Annotated in this window: 20 protein-coding genes and 2 tRNA genes; 8 read left to right on the top strand and 14 right to left on the bottom strand. The window is 52.2% G+C overall.

The genetic code is table 11. The annotated features are described in order from the left end of the window. Window positions 1-139 precede the first annotated feature (139 nt). Window positions 140-1600: a cardiolipin synthase gene (gene cls, locus OGX84_RS14365; RefSeq protein ID WP_012132206.1), complete on the top strand. Its 1461-nt coding sequence runs from the start codon at window positions 140-142 to the stop codon at window positions 1598-1600. 34 nt (window positions 1601-1634) lie between these two features. After that, on the top strand, window positions 1635-1964 hold the full coding sequence (locus OGX84_RS14360) for an HI1450 family dsDNA-mimic protein (protein WP_012132205.1): 330 nt from the start codon (window positions 1635-1637) through the stop codon (window positions 1962-1964). A gap of 63 nt (window positions 1965-2027) precedes the next feature. Here the strand turns inward: OGX84_RS14360 and oppF are convergent, their stop codons facing one another. The 6 genes from oppF to OGX84_RS14330 form a co-directional block, all read right to left on the bottom strand. Then, on the bottom strand, window positions 2028-3032 hold the full coding sequence (gene oppF / locus OGX84_RS14355) for a murein tripeptide/oligopeptide ABC transporter ATP-binding protein OppF (RefSeq protein WP_012132204.1): 1005 nt from the start codon (window positions 3030-3032) through the stop codon (window positions 2028-2030). Further along, entirely contained in the window at window positions 3029-4042 is a 1014-nt protein-coding gene (oppD, locus tag OGX84_RS14350; RefSeq protein WP_012132203.1) for a murein tripeptide/oligopeptide ABC transporter ATP-binding protein OppD, read from the bottom strand. Before oppD ends, oppF begins: the two co-directional genes overlap by 4 nt. 11 nt (window positions 4043-4053) lie before the next feature. Next, window positions 4054-4962: an oligopeptide ABC transporter permease OppC gene (gene oppC / locus OGX84_RS14345; RefSeq protein ID WP_049009147.1), complete on the bottom strand. Its 909-nt coding sequence runs from the start codon at window positions 4960-4962 to the stop codon at window positions 4054-4056. 14 nt (window positions 4963-4976) lie between these two features. Continuing rightward, complete coding sequence (gene oppB / locus OGX84_RS14340; RefSeq protein WP_012132201.1) at window positions 4977-5897, bottom strand: oligopeptide ABC transporter permease OppB; 921 nt, start codon at window positions 5895-5897, stop codon at window positions 4977-4979. 123 nt (window positions 5898-6020) lie between these two features. Next, window positions 6021-7652, bottom strand: a complete 1632-nt coding sequence (oppA, locus tag OGX84_RS14335) for an oligopeptide ABC transporter substrate-binding protein OppA (protein ID WP_012132200.1) — start codon at window positions 7650-7652, stop codon at window positions 6021-6023. A 771-nt stretch (window positions 7653-8423) separates the two neighbouring features. After that, entirely contained in the window at window positions 8424-9071 is a 648-nt protein-coding gene (locus OGX84_RS14330) for a YchE family NAAT transporter (protein WP_112002110.1), read from the bottom strand. A 477-nt stretch (window positions 9072-9548) separates the two neighbouring features. Between OGX84_RS14330 and adhE the strand changes: the two genes are divergently transcribed. Beyond that, window positions 9549-12224, top strand: a complete 2676-nt coding sequence (adhE, locus tag OGX84_RS14325) for a bifunctional acetaldehyde-CoA/alcohol dehydrogenase (RefSeq protein WP_047463440.1) — start codon at window positions 9549-9551, stop codon at window positions 12222-12224. A 103-nt stretch (window positions 12225-12327) separates the two neighbouring features. Here the strand turns inward: adhE and tdk are convergent, their stop codons facing one another. Further along, complete coding sequence (tdk, locus tag OGX84_RS14320) at window positions 12328-12945, bottom strand: thymidine kinase (protein WP_112002043.1); 618 nt, start codon at window positions 12943-12945, stop codon at window positions 12328-12330. A 541-nt stretch (window positions 12946-13486) separates the two neighbouring features. On the opposite strand from tdk, the gene hns reads away from it, so the two are divergent. Then, a complete protein-coding gene (gene hns / locus OGX84_RS14315) occupies window positions 13487-13900 on the top strand; it encodes a histone-like nucleoid-structuring protein H-NS (protein ID WP_012132196.1) in 414 nt (137 codons plus the stop codon). A gap of 127 nt (window positions 13901-14027) precedes the next feature. On the opposite strand, the gene galU is transcribed toward hns, so the two are convergent. The 3 genes from galU to rssA all read right to left on the bottom strand — a co-directional run bounded on the left by galU (window position 14028) and on the right by rssA (window position 17147). Next, a complete protein-coding gene (galU, locus tag OGX84_RS14310; protein ID WP_012132194.1) occupies window positions 14028-14936 on the bottom strand; it encodes a UTP--glucose-1-phosphate uridylyltransferase GalU in 909 nt (302 codons plus the stop codon). Between the two features lie 201 nt (window positions 14937-15137). Continuing rightward, a complete protein-coding gene (rssB, locus tag OGX84_RS14305; RefSeq protein ID WP_012132193.1) occupies window positions 15138-16151 on the bottom strand; it encodes a two-component system response regulator RssB in 1014 nt (337 codons plus the stop codon). Window positions 16152-16241: 90 nt separating this feature from the next. After that, window positions 16242-17147 carry a patatin-like phospholipase RssA gene (gene rssA, locus OGX84_RS14300; protein WP_286458104.1) on the bottom strand — a complete coding sequence of 302 codons (906 nt, stop codon included), beginning with the start codon at window positions 17145-17147 and terminating at the stop codon, window positions 16242-16244. A gap of 111 nt (window positions 17148-17258) precedes the next feature. Between rssA and OGX84_RS14295 the strand changes: the two genes are divergently transcribed. From OGX84_RS14295 to OGX84_RS14280, 4 genes are all read left to right on the top strand, one after another. Continuing rightward, window positions 17259-17714, top strand: a complete 456-nt coding sequence (locus OGX84_RS14295; RefSeq protein ID WP_115182331.1) for a YchJ family protein — start codon at window positions 17259-17261, stop codon at window positions 17712-17714. A gap of 52 nt (window positions 17715-17766) precedes the next feature. Then, on the top strand, window positions 17767-18609 hold the full coding sequence (gene purU, locus OGX84_RS14290; RefSeq protein WP_104868603.1) for a formyltetrahydrofolate deformylase: 843 nt from the start codon (window positions 17767-17769) through the stop codon (window positions 18607-18609). Between the two features lie 158 nt (window positions 18610-18767). Beyond that, a tRNA-Tyr gene (locus OGX84_RS14285) sits at window positions 18768-18852 on the top strand. Between the two features lie 36 nt (window positions 18853-18888). Next, window positions 18889-18973, top strand: a tRNA-Tyr gene (locus tag OGX84_RS14280). A gap of 626 nt (window positions 18974-19599) precedes the next feature. On the opposite strand, the gene narI is transcribed toward OGX84_RS14280, so the two are convergent. The 4 genes from narI to OGX84_RS14260 are packed head-to-tail and all read right to left on the bottom strand — an operon-like array spanning window position 19600 to window position 26259. After that, on the bottom strand, window positions 19600-20277 hold the full coding sequence (narI, locus tag OGX84_RS14275) for a respiratory nitrate reductase subunit gamma (RefSeq protein ID WP_012132187.1): 678 nt from the start codon (window positions 20275-20277) through the stop codon (window positions 19600-19602). Beyond that, complete coding sequence (narJ, locus tag OGX84_RS14270) at window positions 20277-20987, bottom strand: nitrate reductase molybdenum cofactor assembly chaperone (RefSeq protein WP_012132186.1); 711 nt, start codon at window positions 20985-20987, stop codon at window positions 20277-20279. The genes narI and narJ overlap by 1 nt, the downstream gene beginning before the upstream one ends. Beyond that, the gene (gene narH, locus OGX84_RS14265) at window positions 20984-22519 is read right to left on the bottom strand and encodes a nitrate reductase subunit beta (RefSeq protein WP_112002042.1); all 1536 of its coding nucleotides are present in this window, start codon (window positions 22517-22519) and stop codon (window positions 20984-20986) included. Before narH ends, narJ begins: the two co-directional genes overlap by 4 nt. After that, window positions 22516-26259 carry a nitrate reductase subunit alpha gene (locus OGX84_RS14260; protein WP_012132184.1) on the bottom strand — a complete coding sequence of 1248 codons (3744 nt, stop codon included), beginning with the start codon at window positions 26257-26259 and terminating at the stop codon, window positions 22516-22518. Before OGX84_RS14260 ends, narH begins: the two co-directional genes overlap by 4 nt. Between the last annotated feature and the right edge of the window lie 8 nt (window positions 26260-26267).

The following is a 26267-nucleotide window of genomic DNA, read 5'->3' as shown; positions in this document are numbered from 1 at the left end:
AACTACTCTTACAGTGCCAGAGCAGGCATTATACCCTCTCGTCAGGAGCAGACCAGCGCTTTTCCGGTGTTTTTATTTGCCAGATGAAGCCTGATGCGTAAACTCTTAACAATACGCTTTCAAAAGGATTTTTAAATTTATGACAACCTTCTACACAGTGGTGAGTTGGCTGGTCATTCTGGGGTACTGGATACTTATTGCCGGTGTGACGTTACGTATTTTAATGAAACGACGCGCCGTTCCCTCCGCGATGGCCTGGCTCTTAATCATCTATATTCTGCCGCTGGTAGGGATTATTGCTTATTTATCATTCGGCGAGCTGCATTTAGGGAAACGCCGCGCCGAACGCGCCAGAGCGATGTGGCCGTCCACCGCGAAGTGGTTGAACGACCTCAAAGCCTGTAAACACATTTTCGCCGAAGAGAACAGCAGCGTCGCTTCGTCGCTGTTTAAGCTGTGCGAGCGACGCCAGGGAATCGCTGGCGTAAAAGGCAATCAGCTGCAACTGCTGACCGACTCTGACGATGTGATGCAGGCGCTCATCCGCGACATTCAACTGGCGCGCCATAACATTGAGATGGTGTTCTACATCTGGCAGCCCGGCGGCATGGCGGATCAGGTTGCAGAGTCGCTGATGGCGGCGGCGCGACGCGGCATTCATTGCCGTCTGATGCTGGACTCCGCCGGGAGCGTGGCCTTTTTCCGCAGCCCGTGGGCGGCCATGATGCGTAACGCCGGAATTGAAGTGGTTGAGGCGCTGAAAGTCAATCTGATGCGTGTCTTTCTGCGCCGTATGGATTTGCGCCAGCACCGCAAGATGGTGATGATTGATAACTACATCGCCTATACCGGCAGCATGAATATGGTCGATCCGCGTTTCTTCAAACAGGACGCCGGCGTGGGACAATGGGTTGATCTGATGGCAAGAATGGAAGGCCCGGTAGCGACCGCGATGGGGATTGTCTACTCCTGCGACTGGGAAATTGAAACGGGTAAACGCATCCTGCCGCCGCCTCCAGACGTCAATATCATGCCGTTTGAGCAGGCCAGCGGACACACCATTCATACTATCGCCTCAGGGCCAGGCTTCCCGGAAGATCTGATTCACCAGGCGCTGTTGACGGCAGCCTATTCCGCTCGTGAATATCTGATCATGACAACGCCCTATTTCGTCCCCAGCGACGATTTACTGCACGCGATCTGCACGGCGGCGCAGCGCGGCGTGGATGTCAGCATCATCCTGCCGCGTAAAAATGACTCCATGCTGGTCGGCTGGGCCAGCCGCGCCTTTTTCACTGAACTGCTGGCCGCCGGAGTCAAAATCTATCAGTTTGAAGGTGGATTGTTGCACACCAAGAGCGTGCTAGTGGATGGCGAGCTGAGTCTGGTTGGCACCGTGAACCTGGATATGCGCAGCCTGTGGTTAAATTTTGAAATCACGCTGGTGATTGACGACGCCGGATTCGGCGGCGATCTGGCTGCGGTTCAGGATGATTATATTTCGCGTTCTCGCCTGCTTGATGCCCGCCTGTGGGTAAAACGGCCATTATGGCAGCGGATTACTGAGCGACTGTTTTACTTCTTCAGTCCGTTGCTGTAAAACGTGCCCAAGAGACGGTAAACGGGTAGTCATTATGGAAATGGATCTGAACAATCGCCTGACTGAAGATGAAACGCTTGAGCAGGCTTATGATATTTTTCTCGAACTGGCGGCAGATAATCTCGATCCGGCAGATATTATTCTGTTCAATTTACAGTTCGAAGAGCGCGGCGGCGCGGAGTTATTCGATCCGTCAGAAGACTGGCAGGAACACGTTGATTTTGACCTCAACCCTGACTTTTTTGCCGAAGTCGTGATTGGCCTGGCGGATAGCGAAGACGGCGAAATTAACGATATTTTTGCCCGCGTGCTGTTATGCCGCGAAAAAGATCACAAACTTTGCCATATCCTTTGGCGTGAATAAGAAAGACGTCGAGCGATCGGGCCAGTGCCAAAAAAAGGGCTGACATCATGTCAGCCCTTAAATTTATAGCGGGTCCACCTTCAGGCAGGAAACCGCATGCCTGAAACTGCCCTCCAGCACCGGTCGGGTTTTCGCACACTCCGGCCCGGCAATCGGGCAACGCGTGCGGAAAACACACCCCGACGGCGGATTGATGGGTGACGGTAATTCCCCTTCCAGCAACTGAATCGTCTTGTTCTTTTCCAGATCGGGGTCGGGAATCGGCACGGCGGACATCAGCGCTTTGGTATAAGGGTGCAGCGGATTGTGATACACCTCATCGTAGGTTCCCAATTCCACCGCATGACCCAGGTACATCACCAGCACACGATCGGAAATATGCTTCACCACCGCCAGATCGTGAGCGATGAAGATCAGCGATAACCCCATTTCACGCTGTAGCTGTTGCAGCAGATTCACCACCTGCGCCTGAATCGACACGTCCAGCGCCGAAACCGGCTCATCGCAAATAATCAGCTTCGGCTCCAGGATCAGAGCACGCGCGATACCAATACGCTGGCACTGGCCGCCAGAAAACTCATGCGGGTAACGGTTAATCAGATTCGGCAGCAGCCCCACCTTCATCATCATCGCTTTCACCCGATCGCGCACTTCCTGGCGCGGCAATTTGGGATGATAGGTGCGTAATGGTTCAGCGATGATTTCTCCAATGGTCATGCGTGGGTTCAATGACGCCAGCGGGTCCTGGAAAATCATCTGAATATCGCTGCGTACGTCCCGCCATTCATCAGGTTTCATCCCCAGCAGATCTTTCCCTAACCACGCCACGCGGCCATCAGTCGCTTTCACCAGACCAATAATCGCCCGCGCAAAGGTCGATTTACCGCAGCCGGATTCCCCAACCACCCCCAGCGTTTCACCTTCATACAATCGCAGCGTAACGCCATCGACCGCTTTCAGGGTTTTCGCCGGCTGCCAGAACCACTGTTTGCCATCTTTGATATCGAAATGCACTTTGAGATCGGCAATTTCGAGGAGCACTTTTCTCTCCTGGGTCACAGCATTCATACCAGCTCCTCCACCGGTTTAAAGCAGGCGCGCAAACGCCCCGGACTGAACTCCTCCAAGGGTGGAGTTGAACTGCAAATCTCCATCGCATACGGACAACGCGGCTGGAATGGACACCCTTTAGGCAAGCGCAGCAAGTTCGGCGGGTTGCCCGGAATGGTCAGCATCGTTTCCCCTTCGGCATCCAGACGCGGAACCGCATTGAGCAAACCGATGGAATACGGATGAACAGGCTGGTAAAAGACGTCGCGCGCCTTGCCGTATTCCATCGTACGACCGGCGTACATCACCAGCACCTTATCGCAAATACCGGCCACGACCCCAAGGTCGTGCGTAATCATGATAATCGCCGTGTTAAATTCGCGTTTCAGTTCATTAAGCAGCGTCATGATCTGCGCCTGAACGGTCACGTCCAGCGCGGTTGTCGGTTCATCCGCAATCAGTAATTTCGGCCGACACAGCAGCGCCATCGCAATCATCACACGCTGGCGCATCCCGCCGGAAAACTCATGCGGATACATCTTCATCCGTTTCCGCGCTTCCGGCATTTTCACCGCGTCCAGCATTCTGACAGACTCTTCAAACGCTTCGGCCTTGCTCATACCTTTATGCAGCATCAGCACTTCCATTAACTGCTCGCCAACCCGCATATACGGGTTAAGAGAGGTCATTGGGTCCTGAAAAATCATTGAGATTTGTTCAGCGCGCAGCCTGTTGAGTTCACGCTCCGGCAGGTTGAGAATTTCGCGGCCGTTAAACGTCGCAGAACCACCAATGCGGCCATTCGCCGCCAGCAGCCCCATCAACGCAAACGCCGTTTGCGATTTGCCTGAACCTGACTCGCCAACAATGCCTAAGGTCTCCCCGGCACGCAGCGTAAAGTTCAGGTCGTTTACGGCCGTCACATCGCCGTCGGGTGTACTAAACGTCACGCGAAGATCTTTCACGTCCAGCAGTGCGTTAGCCCGTTGTTGCGCGAGTGGTGCGGTTGAGGTTTCAATTACGCTCATGGCTGCACTCCTTAACGATCTTTCGGGTCGAGGGCGTCACGCAGGCCATCGCCGATAAAGTTAAAACAGAATAAGGTCACAACGAGAAAACACGCCGGGAACAGCAGCAACCAGGGAGAGACCTCCATAGAGTTCGCACCATCGCTCAACAATGCGCCCCAACTGCTCAGCGGCTCCTGCGTCCCTAAACCCAGAAAGCTGAGGAAGGATTCAAACAGGATCATGCTCGGTACCAGCAGCGATGCATAAACCACCACCACGCCCAGCACGTTCGGCACAATATGACGCACAACAATGCTGACCGTTGAGACGCCGCCAACCTGCGCCGCTTCGATAAACTCTTTGCGCTTCAGGCTTAACGTCTGCCCGCGAACGATACGCGCCATATCCAGCCAGGAGACCATCCCGATCGCCACAAAAATCAGCAGGATGTTTTGGCCGAAGAAGGTCACCAGCAAAATGACGAAGAACATAAACGGAAAGGAGTTGAGGATTTCCAGCAGACGCATCATTACGGAGTCAATTTTGCCGCCAAGATAGCCGGACAGCGACCCGTACAGAGTACCGACAACCACCGCCACCAGCGCGGCAGCAATGCCGACCATCAGCGAGATTCGCCCGCCTATCGCCACACGAACCAGCAGATCGCGACCGGAGGAGTCCGTACCAAAATAGTGGCCCGACTCCATATCCGGCGCGCTGGACATCATGCCCCAGTCGGTATCGAAATAGGTGAACTGTGACAGCATCGGCGCCAGTGTGACAAACAGCGCGATAATGACCAGAACGATAAGGCTGGCCACCGCCGCGCGGTTATGCATAAAACGACGGCGAGCATCCTGCCACAGGCTGCGCCCTTCAACCTCCAGCTTCTCACTGAAATTCTCCAGCGTCTCGCTGTTTTTCTTACTTAACATCATAGCGAGCTCCAGTATCAGTAACGAATTTTCGGGTCGATAACGGCGTACAGCACATCGACAATCGCATTAAACAGAATGGTGAGCGTACCGACGAGAATGGTCAGACTCAGCACCAGCGAATAGTCGCGGTTCAGCGCCCCGTTCACGAAAAGTTGCCCGATACCCGGCAAACCATAAATCGTCTCGATAACCATTGAACCCGTAATGATACCGACAAAGGCCGGGCCCATATAAGACAGTACGGGTAACAACGCCGGTTTTAAGGCATGACGGAAGATAATCCGGCGCATCGGCAAACCTTTTGCGCGCGCGGTACGGATAAAGTTGGAGTGCAACACTTCAATCATGGAGCCACGGGTAATACGGGCGATACTGGCGATATAGGCGAGCGACAGCGCGACCATCGGCAAAATCATAAATTTCAGCGCCCCGCCATTCCAGCCGCCGCCGGGCAGCCATTTTAAGGTGATGGCAAATATCATGACTAATAAGGGGGCGACCACGAAACTGGGAATCACGACCCCGGTCATTGCCACCCCCATCACCGTATAATCCCAGCGCGTATTTTGTTTCAGCGCCGCAATCACGCCTGCGCTCACGCCAATAATCACGGCAAGGAAAAAGGCGGCTGCGCCCAACTTCGCCGAAACCGGGAAACTCGATGCCACCAGATCGTTGACCGTATAGTCCTTATATTTAAACGAAGGCCCAAAATCGCCATGCGCCAGTTGTTTCAGATAGCTGAAGTACTGCGTCATGATGGGATCATTAAGATGGTATTTCGCTTCGATATTCGCCAGCACTTCCGGCGGTAATGCGCGCTCTCCGGTGAAAGGGCTTCCCGGTGCGAGACGCATCATAAAGAACGAAATCGTAATAAGTATAAAAAGCGTCGGAATCGCTTCCAGACAGCGACGTAAAATAAATTTTAACATTGCCCGTACCTTCTGGCGTGTGCCTTTACATCTCGTCATTCAGACGCACTGAAAGAGAGATGTTTATAGTGCGATGAAAATAAGACACTGTGGGGCAAAACACGTTTGCCCCACGCTTTGCCATTAATGCTTGATAATATACAAGTTCTTAACGTAGATATTATCCATCGGGTCTTTACCGGTATAGCCGCCTACCCACGGTTTCACCAGACGCGCGTTCACATAGTAATAGAGCGGCACAATCGCAGAATCTTTATCAAGCTGCTGTTCCGCTTTGGCATACAACTCGGTGCGTTGCGCTTCGTCGGTCACTTTCAGCGTGTCGGCAATCAGCTTGTCAAACTCCGGGCTCTTATAGTGAGCGGTGTTGTTTGAGCTGTCGGACAGCATGGTGTTCAGGAAGGACGTCGGTTCATTGTAGTCTGCGCACCAGCCCGCACGCGCGACATCAAACGTCCCCTGATGACGGGTATCAAGGAAGGTTTTCCACTCCTGGTTTTCCAGCTTCACGTTGGCGCCCAGGTTTTTCTTCCAGATTGATGCGACCGCGATCGCCAGTTTTTTATGCAGATCGGAGGTGTTGTACAGCAGGTCAAACGTTAACGGCTTATCGGCGGTATAACCGGCTTCCGCCAGCAGTTTTTTCGCTTCTTCGTTACGTTTTTCCTGTGACCATGTGAACCACTCAGGCTCAACCAGTTTCGCGCCATCGGTATACGGCGGGGTGTAGCTGTAGGCTGGCAAATCGCCCTGGTTCTTCACTTTATTAACGATAATGTCGCGATCCATCGCCAGTTTCAGCGCGGTGCGAACGCGCACGTCGTTAAACGGCGCTTTCTGGTTATTAATTTCGTAATAGTAAGTGCACAGATACGGGTCAACGCGCACTTCATTTGGGATCTCTTTTTTCAGCTTCTGGAATAACTCAATCGGCATGTTGTTATAGGTCATGTCGATTTCACCGCTGCGGTAGCGGTTCACATCAGTTACTTCAGAAGAGATTGGCAGATAAGTCACCTGGTTGATAACCGTTTTATCGTTATCCCAGTACTGGGTATTACGTTCCAGAACAATCCGCTCGTTGACGACCCAGTTTTTGAGTTTATACGCGCCGTTGGTCACGATATTCGCAGGTTGGGTCCATTTCTCGCCAAATTTTTCCACAGCCGCTTTAGGAACCGGAGAAACGGACGGGTGAACCAACAGTTTGTAGAAATAAGGCACCGGTTCGCTCAGCGTCACTTCGAACGTATTATCGTCGATGGCTTTTACGCCGAGATCGGTCGCCGGTTTTTTGCCCGCAATAATGTCATCGATATTCGCGATGTGCCCGTATTGCAAATAGCTGGCATACGGTGATGCGGTGTTCGGATTCGCCAGGCGCTGCCAGCTATATACAAAATCGTGCGCGGTAACAGGCGTGCCGTCTGACCATTTTGCGTTTTTACGCAGATGGAATGTCCAGACTTTAAAATCTTTATTTTCCCACTTTTCAGCGACGCCCGGTGACGGGTGGCCTTCAACATCGCTGATCAGTAAACCTTCAAACAGGTCGCGACTGACGTTTGACTCCGGGACACCCTCAATTTTATGTGGGTCGAGAGACTGAACTTCAGAACCATTATTGCGAACCAGCGTCTGCTTGTCAGACAGCTGAACACCCGCCGGGACATCTGCGGCCATTGCGACATTCCCGCCGATTAGCGCAGTTAAAATCCCCGCCGCCAGCAAACTTTTTTTTGTGATGTTGGACATTGTGTTTGTACTCCACTCATTATAATTACTGGTTTTCTTAACCAGCCTGTTTAATCCCGTTAGGGTCCTGTACAGCACTGGAGATTTTGCTGCTGCCAGGTCATTTACTGCTTTGCTATCACCGACTTTATTTATTCTGACGATTCGTACGATCGCCTTACGTCGATTCCGTATCCGCCTCCCCTGTCAGAGACGGACATTTATTCTGTCTGGTGCAAGAAGCTTATTGAAAATAATTCTCATCACCGCAAAATCTTCTGCAAAATATCTGGCCGGAAAGTACCAAATGCGTTTCTTAACCGCCAATACATTTTACAGATTTGTTAACTAATTCTCTTTTACGGAAAAATTTTTGACCAGAAAGACATCTCCAAAAGAGACGTTTAGGAAAAATTATTTGTCCAGTCAATATGTTAACTACTCACCCGCAATCTGACCTCGTTCTGTTGCTGTTGCCAGGCCAAAATGCACATAAATTTAACAATTGGTTATTATTTAGCACATTCATCTGAGAGAGCGTTGAAATAACTAATAACATTTCGATAATCCTTCATCAAGCCCCAGAGTATGATGTTAAGAAAATAACAGGCGACATAACGGCAGGCGTGAGTGTTATTAGAATAATTTATAATAGAATCAATAACAAAGAAGCATAAACATTATCAGCATCTTTTATTATTTCAACGCTGAATTTCAACTTTAGTGAGAAGATTTACTGATAATGAAAAAGAAACGGAGCCTGAAGCGGCTCCGTTTTATCGGTCAGGATCGTTAATTCAGTAAACCGGGGAAAATCGCTTTAATCCCCGTAACAATGAATTCAATGCCCAATGCCATCAGCAACAAGCCCATAATACGCGTAATGACGTTGATGCCCGTTTGCCCCAATAACCGCACCAGCCAGGGCGCCATGCGGAACACCCCCCAACAACAGAACGCAAACAGAGCGATGGCCACAGAGAAGCCGATTAAATGCATAATGGTGTGGTAACGCGTTCCCCACACAATCGTCGAACTAATGGCCCCCGGCCCTGCCATTAATGGTAAGGCCAGCGGAACCACGCCAATACTTTCGCGAATGGCGGTCTCTGATTTTTCCTGTTTGTTTTGCTTATCTTCACCCAGCTTCCCGCTGATCATCGACATCGCGATCGTCACCACCAGAATCCCACCAGCAATTCTGAACGAATCGATCGAAATGCCGAAGAGTTGCAAAATGCCATCTCCGAGAAAGAGCGAAATCCACAAAATGATGGCTACCGACAGGTTTGCCGTGAGATTTGTTTTGTTGCGCGCCGCTGCCGTCTGGTAGCTGGTCATACTAATAAAGACGGGGATAATCCCCACCGGGTTTACCAGCGCAAATAACCCTATGAAAAACTTGGAATAAATAGGAAAATCAAAAAGCGTTTGGGTCACGGTTAGCTCCGAAACGTTAGCCGGATAAATGATGTCGATAAAAATGGTGAAAAACGCGCTGAAGATACGCCTTTTGTCAGCATATTTCACCTCCTGACTGCTTGAAATTACGACTATTTCTCGGTGTTATAAATATGTGTAGATTATGCTAACTTCACCTCTATTCATCACCACTATTTATTAACACTTGGCGGAAATGGCTCAAATGGGCTGCTGAAAGGTGTCAGCTTTGCTTAAATTTGATCTGGATCACGCAATTACTACTCAGAAGTGAGTAACCTTGCTTACGCCACCTGGAGGTAACGCGTTAGAGTTAGATAACGCTATCGCTTAAGCTCTTTTAGTAAATCAGAGCGAAATGGACGTTAAGTAACCGTTTGATTTTCAGACTGTTATACAAACTTTCGTCAATCTGTCTATACTCTCGTATCGAGCAGATGATTTACTAAAAAAGTTTAACATTATCAGGAGAGCATTATGGCTGTTACTAATGTCGCTGAACTTAACGCACTCGTAGAGCGTGTGAAAAAAGCCCAGCGTGAATATGCCAGTTTCACTCAAGAACAGGTTGACAAAATCTTCCGCGCCGCCGCTCTGGCTGCCGCAGATGCTCGAATTCCCCTCGCTAAGATGGCCGTTGCCGAATCCGGCATGGGTATCATCGAAGATAAAGTGATTAAAAACCACTTCGCCTCCGAATACATCTATAACGCCTATAAAGATGAAAAAACCTGTGGTGTGCTGTCTGAAGACGACACCTTCGGGACTATCACCATTGCTGAACCGATTGGTATCATCTGCGGTATCGTACCGACCACTAACCCGACGTCTACTGCGATCTTTAAGTCTCTGATTAGCCTGAAGACGCGTAACGCAATCATCTTCTCTCCGCATCCGCGTGCCAAAGATGCAACGAACAAAGCGGCTGACATCGTTTTGCAGGCGGCTATCGCTGCGGGCGCGCCGAAAGACCTGATTGGCTGGATCGATCAACCTTCCGTTGAACTGTCTAACGCGCTGATGCACCACCCTGATATCAACCTGATCCTGGCGACAGGCGGTCCGGGCATGGTTAAAGCTGCATACAGTTCTGGTAAACCGGCTATTGGCGTTGGTGCAGGTAACACGCCGGTTGTTATCGACGAAACAGCAGATATCAAACGTGCGGTGGCTTCCGTACTGATGTCCAAAACTTTCGATAACGGCGTAATCTGTGCATCTGAACAGTCCGTTGTTGTTGTTGACTCCGTTTATGACGCAGTTCGCGAACGTTTCGCCAGCCACGGCGGCTACCTGCTGCAAGGCAAAGAGCTGAAAGCCGTTCAGGACGTTATCCTGAAAAATGGCGCGCTGAACGCGGCTATCGTTGGTCAACCGGCATATAAAATTGCTGAACTGGCAGGCTTCACCGTACCAGAAACCACTAAGATTCTGATCGGCGAAGTAACGGCTGTTGATGATAGCGAGCCGTTCGCTCACGAAAAACTGTCTCCGACGCTGGCAATGTATCGCGCTAAAGACTTCGAAGACGCTGTTGATAAAGCAGAAAAACTGGTTGCAATGGGCGGTATCGGTCATACCTCCTGCCTGTACACCGACCAGGACAACCAGCCAGAACGCGTTGCTTACTTCGGTCAGATGATGAAAACCGCGCGTATCCTGATTAACACCCCGGCTTCTCAGGGTGGTATCGGCGACCTGTATAACTTCAAACTCGCACCTTCCCTGACTCTGGGTTGTGGTTCCTGGGGTGGTAACTCCATCTCTGAAAACGTTGGTCCGAAACACCTGATCAACAAGAAAACCGTTGCTAAGCGAGCTGAAAACATGTTGTGGCACAAACTTCCGAAATCTATCTACTTCCGCCGTGGCTCTCTGCCAATCGCGCTGGATGAAGTGATTACTGATGGCCACAAACGTGCGCTCATCGTGACCGACCGTTTCCTGTTCAACAATGGCTATGCTGACCAGATCACCTCCGTGCTGAAAGCGGCTGGCGTTGAAACTGAAGTCTTCTTTGAAGTTGAAGCTGACCCGACGCTGACTATCGTTCGTAAAGGCGCAGAGCTGGCGAACTCCTTCAAACCAGACGTGATCATCGCGCTGGGCGGCGGCTCCCCGATGGATGCGGCGAAAATCATGTGGGTCATGTACGAACATCCTGAAACCCACTTCGAAGAACTGGCGCTGCGCTTTATGGACATCCGTAAACGTATCTACAAGTTCCCGAAAATGGGCGTGAAAGCGAAAATGGTCGCAATCACTACCACTTCCGGTACCGGTTCTGAAGTAACGCCGTTTGCTGTTGTTACCGACGATGCGACCGGTCAGAAATATCCGCTGGCAGACTATGCGCTGACGCCGGATATGGCGATTGTCGATGCGAACCTGGTTATGGACATGCCGAAGTCTCTGTGTGCTTTCGGTGGTCTGGATGCGGTCACTCACGCACTGGAAGCCTACGTTTCCGTACTGGCATCTGAGTTCTCTGACGGTCAGGCTTTGCAGGCGCTGAAACTGCTGAAAGAAAACCTGCCAGCGTCCTACCACGAAGGGTCTAAAAACCCGGTAGCGCGTGAACGCGTTCACAGTGCAGCGACTATCGCCGGTATCGCGTTTGCGAACGCCTTCCTGGGTGTGTGCCACTCTATGGCGCATAAACTGGGTTCTCAGTTCCACATTCCGCACGGTCTGGCAAACGCCCTGCTGATTTGTAACGTTATCCGTTACAACGCGAACGACAACCCGACCAAGCAGACTGCGTTCAGCCAGTATGACCGTCCGCAGGCTCGCCGTCGCTATGCAGAAATCGCCGACCATCTGGGTCTGAGTGCACCGGGCGACCGTACTGCCGCTAAGATCGAGAAACTGCTGGCATGGCTGGAAAGCGTGAAAGCGGAGCTGGGTATTCCTAAGTCTATCCGTGAAGCTGGCGTGCAGGAAGCTGACTTCCTGGCTCATGTAGACAAGCTGTCTGAAGATGCATTCGATGACCAGTGCACCGGCGCTAACCCGCGTTACCCGCTGATCTCCGAGCTGAAACAGATTCTGCTGGATACCTACTACGGCCGTGAATTCACTGAAGGTGAAGTTGCTGCGAAGAAAGAAGCTGCCGCACCGAAAGCTGACAAGAAAGCGAAGAAATCTGCTTAATTCGTTAGCCCAGGCGACATTCTGAAAAAGCCCCCGTCTTCGGGGGCTTTTTTTTGCCTGATGGCGGCACAAGTGCCTTATCCGGCCTACAGAACGCGTGCAATCACGCGTGGCGGTGTTTCTCCTGAATCGACGTCAGGGAGCCTGACGCAAGGGCTTCTTTGTAATGCTTGCGGCATACGGAGACATAACGCTCGTTCCCACCAATCACAACCTGCTCCCCTTCATTATAAGGTCTGCCAGCCTGATCAAGACGCAATACCATGCTTGCCTTACGGCCACAGAAACAGATTGTCTTTAATTCGACGAGTTTATCTGACCACGCGAGTAAGTATTGGCTGCCGCCAAATAACTCGCCACGAAAATCAGTACGCAGTCCGTAACACAACACCGGAATATCCAGTTGGTCAACAACCTCAGATAATTCGTACACCTGCTGGCGAGTCAAAAACTGACACTCATCAACCAGAACGCAATGTATTGTCTGTTGCGCATTCTCGGTGCGAATCTCTTCAAACAACGATGAATTTTGGTTAAACAATTTTGCTGGCGAGGAGAGACCGATACGCGAACTGACTTTACCGGCGCCGAAGCGGTCATCAATTTCCGCTGTATATACAACGGTACGCATCCCGCGTTCCTGATAATTGTATGAAGATTGCAGCAATGCAGTCGACTTACCCGCATTCATTGCCGAATAGTAGAAATATAGCTGTGCCATTGGCAGCAGGCCCTCACCTGGCTGAAATAAAGATTGGGCGGGATTGTATCATAATTTACCGGCATGTCGGGGGCGCCTCGTCACGCCTCCGGTATAAAGAATTGAGCAAACATCGTTCGGTTATACACATTCCTTCACAAATTGTGCCTAAGATATTCATCAATGCTGCTTATCATCTCATCGCATAACCGGGCGCTCATACTTATTGTTACGCTTCCTCATAAATGTGGCAACGTATTAGGACTTTCCCGTAAGGGAAACTAATACAAAAGGTTGAAATTACTGCAATGACAGCCTATTCCACCCTGATAAAATGTGACTAAAATCCTGGAATTTTAACGTTATGCCAGGAGTAACCTCGTTGCCAATAAGCTCTTTTTTGTGCGGTTCTTCAAGAAAAATTTAAGATGGGATAATTAATATCTGTACTTAATAAAGAGCAATTTTGAATTCCTTACATTCCAGGCTATTGCACATCTGAATTTATCGCTCTATTATTAGCTCAACAAACCACCCCCAATATAAGTTTGAGATTACTACAATGAGCGAAGCACTTAAAATTCTGAACAACATCCGTACTCTTCGTGCACAGGCAAGAGAATGTACCCTGGAAACGCTTGAAGAAATGCTGGAAAAATTAGAAGTTGTTGTTAACGAGCGTCGCGAAGAAGAAAGCGCCGCCGCAGCTGAAGTTGAAGAGCGTACCCGTAAACTGCAACAATATCGTGAAATGCTGATTGCCGACGGTATTGATCCGAACGAACTGCTGAATAGCATGGCTGCCGTTAAATCTGGCACTAAAGCTAAACGCGCTGCTCGTCCGGCTAAATATAGCTACGTTGATGAAAACGGTGAAACGAAAACCTGGACTGGCCAGGGTCGTACACCGGCAGTGATCAAAAAAGCGATGGAAGAACAAGGTAAACAACTGGACGATTTCCTGATCAAGGGATAATTCGGAATATGTTTGCTTAAAATCCCGCCAGTGGCGGGATTTTTTTTGCCCTTCCCTCATACCTCGTCTGTTCAGGGCAAAAAAAACGGCGCTGTTAAACAGCGCCGCGCCTTTCAGATTATACCGCTTACTTCTTAATACCCAGCTCGTCTTCAAGCCATGCTTTAAATTCAGCGCCCAGAGAATTATGACGGATGCCATATTCAACGAACGCCTGCATGTAACCTAATTTATTACCGCAGTCGTGGCTTTTGCCCTTCATATGGTAGGCTTCGACCGTTTCTTTTTCGATCAGCATATCAATCGCGTCGGTCAGCTGAATTTCGTCGCCCGCTCCCGGAGGGGTTTTCGCCAGCAGAGGCCAGATGTCCGCGCTCAGGACATAACGGCCAACTACCGCGAGATTAGACGGCGCGACATCCGCTTTCGGCTTCTCTACAACGCCAACCATCGGCACGCTTTCGCCCGGTGCCAGCGCCGCGCCTTTACAATCAACAACGCCGTACGCGGTAACATCTTCAACAGGCTCAACCATAATCTGGCTACAGCCGGTTTCGTCAAAACGACGAATCATTTCAGCAAGGTTATCCTGAGACAGATCGGATTCGTATTCATCCAGAATAACGTCCGGTAGAATCACCGCGACGGGCTCATTACCAACAACAGGATGCGCGCACAATACGGCATGACCCAGGCCTTTCGCCAGCCCCTGACGCACCTGCATAATCGTTACGTGCGGAGGGCAAATAGATTGCACCTCTTCCAGCAGCTGACGCTTAACACGTTTTTCCAGCATAGCTTCCAGTTCGAAGCTGGTATCGAAATGGTTTTCGATCGAGTTTTTGGAAGAGTGCGTCACCAGCACAATTTCAGTGATGCCCGCAGCAATACATTCATTCACGACATACTGAATTAATGGCTTATCAACCAGCGGCAGCATCTCTTTCGGGATCGCTTTCGTCGCCGGTAACATCCTGGTTCCTAATCCCGCGACCGGGATAACGGCTTTTTTGACTTTCGAATTTAGGGCAGCCATTTAAAAATCTCCTGGACTGTTCATGTATTGAACGTGTTCATCAATCTGTATCGCATCCGAGTATATCAGTACTGGTACAAGCCTCAGTTCCGAAAAGGACGCGTGTTAGTATAATTAAGACAAATACGTATAATCTGGCGCTGATAGTAGCACCCACAGAGAAAGGCGGGTAAATCAATTTCACTTTGCCTTTTCATTTGCTCATTCCGCAGACAACATAAGACGCAAACGCCCGCCCGCGCCCCAAATTTGGCACTGCCATGACTCGCAGCGTTGGCTTAATTGGTTCAGGTAGGTATTGCCCAATGTGCCCAGCGGAACGCCATTACTGATCTGTACCTGGTGAGAACCGGTATTTAACGTCGCATTCAGGCCTGCTGAAACCAGTATCAAATTTTTAAGACCGCTGTGGTAATAACCCACTAATAGCGGAAACTGCCCCGGCAAATTCGCCTGCCGAAGCAGATGATTGACCTGTTTCAATAACGCCCCCAGTTCCGGCAGACGCTGATTCTGATGAGCGAGCTGTTCTTGCAATAAGCCATTAAATAGCGCCCGCAGTAATAACGCGGCCAGTACGCCATTATCCCCTGCCCGCGTTACGTCGAGGCAATAAAAAGCGAGATCGTTATCAGACAGCGGCGCAATATCCAGCACCAGACCGGGTTTGTCTGCCGCAACAAGTTGGCGGTAATTGATTCGGCAATGCGAGATAACCTGCTGAACCGGAGGTTGCAACTCCTGTAACAGCTTTGCTGCCGCCACCGGGTTATCAACCATCGCATCCCAGTCCCGAAACAGGCGTTCTTCTTCTTCAACCCGAGAGTTAAACATATTGGGATAGAGGCAGGCGAAGACGGTTTCCCGCAGACGATTGAGATCTTTCACTGGCTTTAGCAGGACGTCCTCAACGCCCAGTCGCAGCGCTTTGGCGATATCTGCCATATTTTCTGTCGCCGAGATAACCAGAATGGGGGTCTGATCGCCCCGATTACGTAAATGCTCTACCAGTTTGAGACCGTTCATCCTTGGCATCGCAAGATCGCAGATCATCAGATCAGGCGTAAAACTTCCCAGTAACTCCAGGGCGTCAAGACCATCGCCCGCCAGTGCCGTTGTCGCTCCCAAAGAGGAAAACCACGAATCCAGAAGCGAGCGAAATACAGGCTCGTCCTCCACAATAAGAATCTGTTTTCCGACCAATGGCTGCGTCATGTTTTCTCCCCTGACTGGCTTTAGTAAATAGTGGCATGCTATTGCCGCTCGCGCCTGTCAGAATTTGCTTAAGTGTGTATAAAAGGTGCGTTAAACGTCGGTACGCACCAAAGGCAAAAGTTCGTCCATCTTTTTCTCTACCGCCAGTTGTCCCGCAGCAATAGCGGCACTGGCGCGGTGGAAGTCCAACGTGGATATTTGCGGACAGAACGGTTGAATCAGAATATCCGGCGGGTCGCCTGCCATTCGGTTGCGTTTAAGGCGGTTTTCCAGCACCTGAATGGACGTTGTCATAATCTCCATCGCCGTTGGCGCGGTGACCGCACAGCGTGAAGTCATGCTGCTGAGGCGCTCTTTCAAACGCGCATGCCAGGAGAGCGAATCATCACTCTCGTCGTTATCATTGCTGACATTCAAAGACAGAAGATCTTGCTGCATAAGGTGCGCATCGTGCTGAAGATCGACCGCAATAACAATATCGGCGCCCATCGCACGCGTCAGAGAAACGGGAACAGGGTTAACGACGGCGCCATCCACCAGCCAGTAGCCGTTATGCGCCACCGGAGACATCAGGCCAGGCATACTGCAAGACGCGCGAACCGCAAGGTGCAGGTCGCCTTCGGTAAACCACAATTCTCGCCCCGTACTCAGGTTGGTCGCCACCGTACCAAAACGTCGGGTGCATTGTTCAAAATCCAGTACCGGCATAACGTTCCGGTACTGATTGAAGACGCGCTCGCCGCGCAGCAACCCTCCTCTGCGCCAGGAGAGATCCATCAGGCGCAGGACATCCCAGTAACTGAACGAACACACCCACTGTTCAAGCGCGGGCAGTTTATTGCAGGCGTATGCGGCGCCAACCAGCGAACCAATTGAACATTCCGCCACGATATCGATATCAATGCCCATGTGTTTCAGGGCTTTGATGACACCAATATGCGACCATCCTCTTGCGGCGCCGGAACCTAGCGCCAGCCCTATTTTAATTTTTCTCATCGTACGTAAAAACTTCCCCTGGCTTCCAGACGTAGCAACATCGTCACCACTCGGTTAACATAGCGCTACCCTGGCGTTTGTACGCCGTTTTTTTTATCCAGGGAGATGATTGTGTCTCAGCTTTGTCCCTGCGGTAGCGCTGTCGAGTATAGCCTATGTTGCGGCCCTATTGTGTCCGGTGAGCGAGTTGCACCCGATCCGTCACATCTCATGCGTTCTCGCTACTGCGCTTTTGTGATGAAAGACGCAAATTACCTGATTAGAACCTGGCATCCCGCATGTGGTGCAACCGCCTTTCGGGACGATATTGTCGCGGGGTTCGCCCATACTGAGTGGCTTGGGTTGACCATTTTTGAAGAGAGCGGGTCAGACGCGGAAAACACAGGGTATGTCAGTTTTGTGGCCCGTTTTATCGAACAGGGAACACCCGGCGCGATTATTGAACGTTCGCGTTTCTTAAAAGAAAACGGTCAGTGGTACTATATTGACGGTACGCGCCCCCAGTTTGGTCGAAACGATCCCTGCCCCTGCGGGTCCGGCAAAAAATTTAAAAAGTGCTGCGGCTAAAACGCCTGACAGTGCTGATACAGCAAACACATTAAACAGGATTTACCCGGTAATGCATTCACTACAACGAAAAGTTCTGCGCACTATCTGCCCCGATCAGAAGGGCCTCATCGCGCGTATTACAAATATCTGCTACAAGCACGAACTCAATATCGTGCAAAACAACGAATTTGTTGACCACCGGACCGGGCGCTTCTTTATGCGCACAGAGCTGGAAGGCATTTTTAATGATGTCACGCTGCTTGCCGATCTCGACAGCGCATTACCGGAAGGTTCGGTGCGCGAGTTGAATCCTGCCGGGCGTCGCCGCATCGTCATTCTGGTCACCAAAGAAGCGCATTGTCTGGGCGATCTGTTAATGAAAGCCAACTATGGCGGGCTCGACGTTGAGATTTCCGCCGTAATCGGCAACCACGAAACCCTGCGACCTCTGGTTGAACGTTTCGATATTCCTTTCGAGCTGGTCAGCCACGAAGGGTTAACGCGCGACGAGCACGATAAACAGATGGCGGACGCCATTGATGCGCACCAGCCTGATTATGTCGTGCTGGCTAAGTATATGCGCGTCCTGACGCCGGAATTCGTTTCCCGCTTCCCGAATAAGATTATCAATATTCACCATTCGTTCCTGCCGGCTTTTATTGGCGCACGTCCTTACCATCAGGCTTATGAGCGTGGCGTGAAAATTATCGGCGCTACCGCGCACTACGTGAACGATAATCTGGACGAAGGCCCGATCATTATGCAGGACGTAATCCATGTCGATCACACCTATACGGCTGAGGATATGATGCGTGCAGGGCGTGATGTTGAAAAGAATGTGTTAAGCCGCGCATTGTATAAGGTGCTGGCCCAGCGTGTGTTTGTTTACGGGAATCGCACCATCATTCTGTAATCGTCAACGATATGAATTGATTAGCTTTACTCCGTTACGGATGAAAAGTACGCAAACAGTTCATTTTAAGCAAAGGAATGCTTTACAGCGGCGTGTCATTTGATATGATGCGCCCCGCTTCCCAACAGGAAGCAGGCCAGTACAAAGCATTACCCCGTGGTGGGGTTCCCGAGCGGCCAAAGGGAGCAGACTGTAAATCTGCCGTCATCGACTTCGAAGGTTCGAATCCTTCCCCCACCACCATCTCTTCGCAAGACCTCTACAATTTGAATTACCCCTGGTGGGGTTCCCGAGTGGCCAAAGGGAGCAGACTGTAAATCTGCCGTCATCGACTTCGAAGGTTCGAATCCTTCCCCCACCACCATTATTTATCTGTTGCACCCCAGCCAAATTAAATTCCTGTACTCCATATTTTGCCCGGTGGCACTCCGTTTACCGGGCCTACATGATCACATAACCACATGTTATGTCCGATCGTAGGCCGGATAAGGCGCAGCCGCCATCCGGCAAACAGGCATAAAAAAACCTGCCGAAGCAGGGTTTAGCAACGCGCCGAGTCATCCTTCCCCCACCACCATTACTTATCTGTTGCACCCCAGCCAAATTAAATTCCTGTGCTCCATATTTTGCCCGGTGGCACTCCGTTTACCGGGCCTACATGATCACATAACCACATGTTATGTCCGATCGTAGGCCGGATAAGGCGCAGCCGCCATCCGGCAGACAGGCATAAAAAAACCTGCCGAAGCAGGGTTTAGCTACGCGCCGAGTCATCCTTCCCCCACCACCATTACTTATCTGTTGCACCCCAGCCAAATTAAATTCCTGTGCTCCATGTTTTGCCCGGTGGCACTCCGTTTACCGGGCCTACATGATCACATAACCACATGATGATGTCCGATCGTAGGCCGGATAAGGCGCAGCCGCCATCCGGCAGACAGGCATAAAAAAACCCTGCCGAAGCAGGGTTTAGCCGCACACAAAGCCGTATCAGCGACGGGCGCGCACGACCTGGTATTTACGCGTCAGGTACTCGACCGGCGCGCTCCAGATGTGAACCAGGCGCGAGAACGGGAACAGCAGGAACAACGTCATCCCCAGCACCAGGTGCAGGCGGAAAATGAACGCTACGCCCTCTAAATGCTCAGACGCGCCGCCGTGGAACGTCACCACAGATTGCGCCCACCCCACCAGTTTCATCATTTCGCTACCGTCCATATGTTGCGCAGAGAACGGAATAGTCAGCAGTCCCAGCGCGCACTGAATCACCAGCAGAGAAAGGATCAAAATATCCGCTCCCGTGGTCGTTGCACGCACGCGTGGGCTGAACAGACGGCGTTTGAGCAGCAGTACGCCACCAACCAGCGTCATCACGCCACAGGCGCCGCCGGCAATCATCGCCATTTTCTGCTTCACTTCAATCGGCAGGAACGCTTCGTACATCCAGTGCGGCGTCAGCATCCCCAGGAAGTGACCCGCGAAGATCCCCAGAATACCGAAGTGGAACAGGTTCGAAGCCAGGTTCATCCCTTTGCGATCCAGCATCTGGCTGGAAGCCGCACGCCAGGTGTACTGACCGTAGTCATAGCGCAGCCAGCTGCCAATCAGGAACACTGACCCGGCAATGTACGGATAGATATCAAAGAAGAACATATTCAGGAAGTGCATTATTGCTGTCCTCCGGTGGTGATATTCAAATATTGCGGAGCGACAGCCCCGGCAAAACGACGCTGGTGAGCGGAAATCTCCGACTCGCCGCAACCCTGCTCAGCAAAGAATTTCACCTGTTCTTCTTCCCAGACGGCATCCAGTGCTTGCGGGGTATCGTCACGGACTTCATCCGCAATTTTCTCTGCCACTTTGTCGCTGTCGATAACGGTATTAGCCAGCTTCAGCAGCAGATCGAACAGCACCGCATAGCGACTTTCCCGCTGTTGCAGACGTGCGCCCAGCAACGCCAGAATCGGCGCGATGTCCTGCAAGCCGCCAAGCGCGTCGTTTTTCGGCAACTGTGCCAGATACTCCAGATACAGCGGCAAATGGTCAGGCAACTCACGACTGTCGAGTTGCAGGCCGTGCTGCTCGTACTGTGCCATCAAATCGACCATTGCCTGGCCGCGATCGCGGGATTCGCCATGAACATGCTCAAACAGCAACAGCGACGTGGCGCGACCGCGATCAAACAGTTCGCTGTAGCTTGCCTGTACATCCAGCATCTCCTGCGCAGTGAGATCGCGCAGGAAAACCGCCAGACTCTGAGCATCTTCTTTATCCAGGTTTTCGGATGACGCGAGTGCATCGAAAAGTTCCTGTTGATGCTGCCATAAGGCAGCATCCGGGTACTCGAGCAGACGCGAAACAATGACGAGTTCAATCATTGGTGCGGCTCCGTTTTGCTGCTCACATCGATGGCATCAATGCGGCGGCTGTTGAACAGGTTGAATTTGGTATCTGAACCGTGGCAACCATCGCCGAACGTAAAGCCGCAACCGCTTTTCTCCGGGAACGCCTCACGCGCCAGCTCACGATGGCTGCTCGGAATAACGAAACGGTCTTCATAGTTCGCAATTGCCAGGTAACGGTACATTTCCTGCGCCTGCGCTTCGCTCAGACCCACCTCTTCCAGCGCGCGGGTATCCAGTTTACCGTCAACGGTTTCCGCACGTTTGTAGTGACGCATCGCCAGCATACGTTTCAGCGCCAGCAGTACCGGCTGGGTATCGCCTGCGGTCAGCAGGTTCGCCAGGTACTGAACCGGGATACGCAGGCTTTCCACGTCCGGCAGGATGCCGTTGCTGCCCAGTTCGCCGGCGTCCGCCGCAGACTGAATCGGTGACAGCGGCGGCACGTACCAGACCATCGGCAGCGTACGGTATTCCGGGTGCAGCGGCAGCGCCAGCTTCCAGTCCATCGCCATTTTGTAAACCGGGGACTGCTGCGCCGCATCGATAACGCTCTGCGGAACGCCGTCTTTCAGCGCTTGTTCAATGACCGCCGGATCGTTCGGATCGAGGAACACATCCAGTTGGTGCTGATACAGATCTTTCTCGTTCTCCGTGCTGGCTGCGCTTTCAATCGCATCGGCGTCATACAGCAGCACGCCAAGGTAACGGATACGACCCACGCAGGTTTCGGAACATACGGTCGGTTGACCCGCTTCAATACGCGGATAGCAGAAAATACACTTCTCGGACTTCCCGCTCTTCCAGTTGAAGTAGATCTTCTTGTACGGGCAACCGGTGATGCACATACGCCAGCCGCGGCATTTGTCCTGATCAATCAGGACGATGCCGTCCTCTTCACGCTTGTAGATGGCGCCGCTCGGGCAGGTCGCCACGCACGCCGGGTTAAGGCAGTGCTCGCACAGACGCGGCAGATACATCATGAAGGTGTTTTCGAACTGGCCGTACATCGCCTTCTGCATGTTTTCGAAGTTCTGGTCTTTGGCGCGTTTTTCAAATTCGCCGCCCAGAATTTCTTCCCAGTTCGGACCGCTGGTGATTTTGTTCATCCGCTGACCGGTGATCAGCGAGCGCGGGCGCGCAATCGGCTGATGCTTGCTTTCCGGTGCGGTATGCAGGTTCTGGTAGTCGTAATCAAACGGCTCGTAGTAATCATCAATGCCCGGCAGATGCGGGTTAGCGAAGATTTTACCCAGCAGCATCGCGCGGTTGCCCATGCGAGGTTGCAGTTTGCCGTTAATTTTACGGACCCAGCCGCCTTTCCATTTTTCCTGATTTTCCCAGTCGTTCGGGAAACCGACGCCTGGCTTACTTTCCACGTTATTGAACCAGGCGTATTCCATACCTTCACGGCTGGTCCAGACGTTTTTACAGGTCACTGAACAGGTGTGGCAGCCGATGCATTTATCGAGATTCAGCACCATGCCGACTTGTGAACGAATTTTCATTTTACGCTCTCCTGTACCTGGTCATTGCCTTCGCCATCCAACCAGTTAATGTTCTTCATCTTACGCACCACAACAAACTCATCGCGGTTTGAACCGACCGTACCGTAGTAGTTAAAGCCGTAGGCCAGCTGCGCATAGCCGCCGATCATGTGGGTCGGCTTCGGCGTGATACGGGTTACCGAGTTGTGAATACCGCCGCGCTGCTGGGTAATTTCTGAACCCGGCAGGTTAACGATACGTTCCTGCGCGTGGTACATCATGGTCATCCCGGCCGGAACACGCTGGCTTACCACCGCGCGTGCCGTCAGCGCACCGTTGCTGTTAAAGACCTCGATCCAGTCGTTATCTTCAATACCCAGATCTTTGGCATCGGTTTCGCTCATCCAGACAATCGGCCCACCGCGCGACAGCGTCAGCATCAGCAGGTTGTCGCTGTAGGTAGAGTGGATACCCCACTTCTGGTGCGGCGTCAGGAAGTTGAGTGCTTTTTCCGGGTTGCCGTTAGATTTCTCACCCATCACCGCTTTCACTGAACGCGTGTCGATTGGCGGACGGTAAACCAGCAGGCTTTCGCCAAAGTCACGCATCCACTGATGATCCTGATACAGGGACTGGCGGCCAGACAGCGTACGCCACGGAATCAGCTCGTGAACGTTGGTATAACCGGCATTGTAAGAGACGTGTTCATCTTCCAGGCCAGACCAGGTCGGGCTGGAGATAATTTTGCGCGGCTGCGCCTGAATATCGCGGAAGCGGATTTTCTCTTCTTCTTTATTGGTCGCCAGATGCGTATGGTCACGACCGGTGAACTCACTCAGCGCTGCCCAGGCTTTCACCGCTACGTGGCCGTTAGTTTCCGGCGCCAGCGTGAGGATCATCTCGGCGGCATCAATCGCGGTATTCAGCATCGGCTGGCCTTTTGCCGGGCCTTCAGCTTTGGTGTAATTGAGCTTACGCAGCAAATCCATTTCGCTCTGAGTGTTCCAGGCGATGCCTTTGCCACCGTTGCCGATTTTCTCCATCAGCGGGCCGATAGAGGTAAAGCGCTCATACGTCGCCGGGTAGTCGCGTTCCACCGGAATGATGTGCGGCGCGGTTTTACCTGGGATCAGGTCGCATTCGCCTTTTTTCCAGTCTTTCACGTCCAGCGGCTGCGCCAGTTCGGCAGCGGAGTCGTGCTGAATAGGCAGCGTCACCACATCGGTTTCTTTGCCAAGGTGTCCCACGCAGACTTCAGAGAATTTCTTCGCGATGCCTTTATAGATTTCCCAGTCGCTTTTCGATTCCCAGGCCGGGTCAACGGCGGCAGACAACGGGTGAATAAACGGATGCATATCCGAGGTATTCATGTCGTCTTTTTCATACCAGGTCGCGGTCGGCAGCACGATGTCGGAGTACAGGCAGGTGCTCGACAGACGGAAGTCCAGCGTCACCACCAGGTCCAGCTTGCCGTCAAGACCGTTATCCTGCCATTCCACTTCTTCCGGCTTCACGCCGCCCTGCATACCCAGATCTTTGCCCTGAATACCGTTTTCCGTACCCAGCAGGTACTTCAGCATGTACTCATGCCCTTTACCGGATGAACCCAGCAGGTTCGAGCGCCAGATAAACAGGTTACGCGGGTGGTTTTTCCCGTTTTCCGGCTGTTCCGCCGCAAAACGAATCGAGCCTTCTTTCAGCGATTTCACGGTGTAATCCACCGCCGTCATCCCGGCTTTTTCCGCCTCACGCGCGATGTACAGCGGGTTGGTGCCCAACTGCGGCGCAGACGGCAGCCAGCCCATGCGTTCAGCACGCACGTTGAAGTCGATCAGATGACCGCTGTAGCGGGATTTATCCGCCATCGGCGACAGCAGTTCCTGCGCGGTAACCGTCTCGTAGCGCCACTGGCTGGAGTGGTTATAGAAATAGGAGGTGCTGTTCATGTGACGCGCCGGACGCTGCCAGTCAAGAGCAAACGCCAGCGGCTGCCAGCCAGTCTGCGGACGCAGTTTTTCCTGGCCGACATAGTGCGCCCAGCCGCCGCCGCTCTGACCGATACAGCCGCAGAACACCAGCATGTTGATAAGCCCACGATAGTTCATATCGAGGTGATACCAGTGGTTCAGACCGGCGCCAACGATGATCATTGAACGACCATGCGTCTTATCGGCGTTATCCGCAAATTCACGGGCGATACGGGTGATTTGCGCACGCGGTACGCCGGTTATCTGCTCTGCCCACGCCGGAGTATAGGCTTTAATGTCGTCGTAGCTGGTTGCGCAGTTTTCGTCGTTCAGACCGCGTTCCAGGCCATAGTTCGCCATCGTCAGATCGTAAACGGTAGTCACCAGCGCGGTGGTTCCGTCCGCCAGTTGCAGGCGTTTCACCGGCAGCTTGTGCAACAGAACGTTTTGCAACTCGACTTTGTTGAAGTGTTCAGTGCCTTCACCGCCAAAGTACGGGAAGCCCACTTCTGCGATATCGTCCTGGCTACCCAGCAGGCTGAGTTGCAGTTCGGTTTCCTCGCCTGACGTACCGTCACGCTGTTCGAGGTTCCATTTGCCTTTCTCGCCCCAGCGGAAGCCAATAGAACCGTTCGGCGCAACCATATCGCCGCGGGTGTTGATGGCAACGGTTTTCCATTCCGGGTTGTTTTCCTGACCCAGCGCGTCAATAAGATCGGCGGCGCGCAGCATACGGCCAGCGGCATAGTAACCATCGCGTTCTTCAAGCATCACCAGCATCGGCATGTCGGTATAGCGACGGACGTAATCGGTGAAATACTGGCTCGGGTTATCAAGGTGGAATTCACGCAGCATGACGTGGCCCATCGCCAGCGCCATCGCGGCGTCAGTCCCCTGCTTCGGTGCCAGCCACAGGTCGCACAGCTTGGCGATTTCAGCGTAGTCAGGCGTAACGGCAACCGTTTTGGTGCCTTTGTAACGCACTTCAGTAAAGAAGTGGGCATCCGGGGTACGGGTCTGCGGAACGTTAGAGCCCCAGGCGATGATGTAGCTGGAGTTGTACCAGTCAGCGGATTCCGGTACGTCCGTCTGCTCGCCCCAGGTCTGCGGAGACGCAGGCGGCAGGTCGCAATACCAGTCGTAGAAGCTCAGGCAAGTCCCGCCGATCAGAGACAGGTAACGAGCACCGGATGCGTAAGAGACCATCGACATTGCCGGAATCGGCGAGAAGCCCGCCACGCGATCGGGACCGTAATTTTTGATGGTATAAACGTTGGATGCCGCAATCAGTTCGTTCACTTCCTGCCAGGAAGAACGAACGAAGCCACCACGACCACGCGCTTGTTTGAAGCTTTTTGCTTTATCGGCGTCTTCGATGATGGAAGCCCAGGCTTCTACCGGATCGCTGTGCAGTTTTTTCGCATCACGCCACATTTTCATCAGGCGCTTACGCATCAGCGGATATTTCAGGCGGTTTGCGCTGTAGAGATACCAGGAGTAGCTCGCGCCGCGCGGGCAGCCGCGAGGTTCATGGTTCGGCATATCCGGGCGGGTGCGCGGGTAGTCTGTCTGCTGGGTTTCCCAGGTGACCAGACCGTTTTTCACATAAATTTTCCAGCTGCAAGAGCCGGTACAGTTTACCCCGTGGGTTGAACGCACGACTTTGTCATGCTGCCAACGTTGGCGGTATCCATCCTCCCAGTCCCGGTTTGTTTCGAGAAGCTGGCCGTGCCCATCGGCAAAGGTTTCGCCCTTCTGTTTGAAGTAGCGAAACCGGTCCAGGAATTTACTCATCGGGTTTC

The sequence above is a fragment of the Citrobacter sp. CK202 genome, assembly GCF_030333225.1.
GTDB classification, from domain to species: Bacteria; Pseudomonadota; Gammaproteobacteria; order Enterobacterales; family Enterobacteriaceae; genus Citrobacter_B; species Citrobacter_B koseri.
The sequence above is the reverse complement of the archived record's forward strand: the minus strand, read 5'-3'. Positions and strand labels throughout refer to the sequence as shown.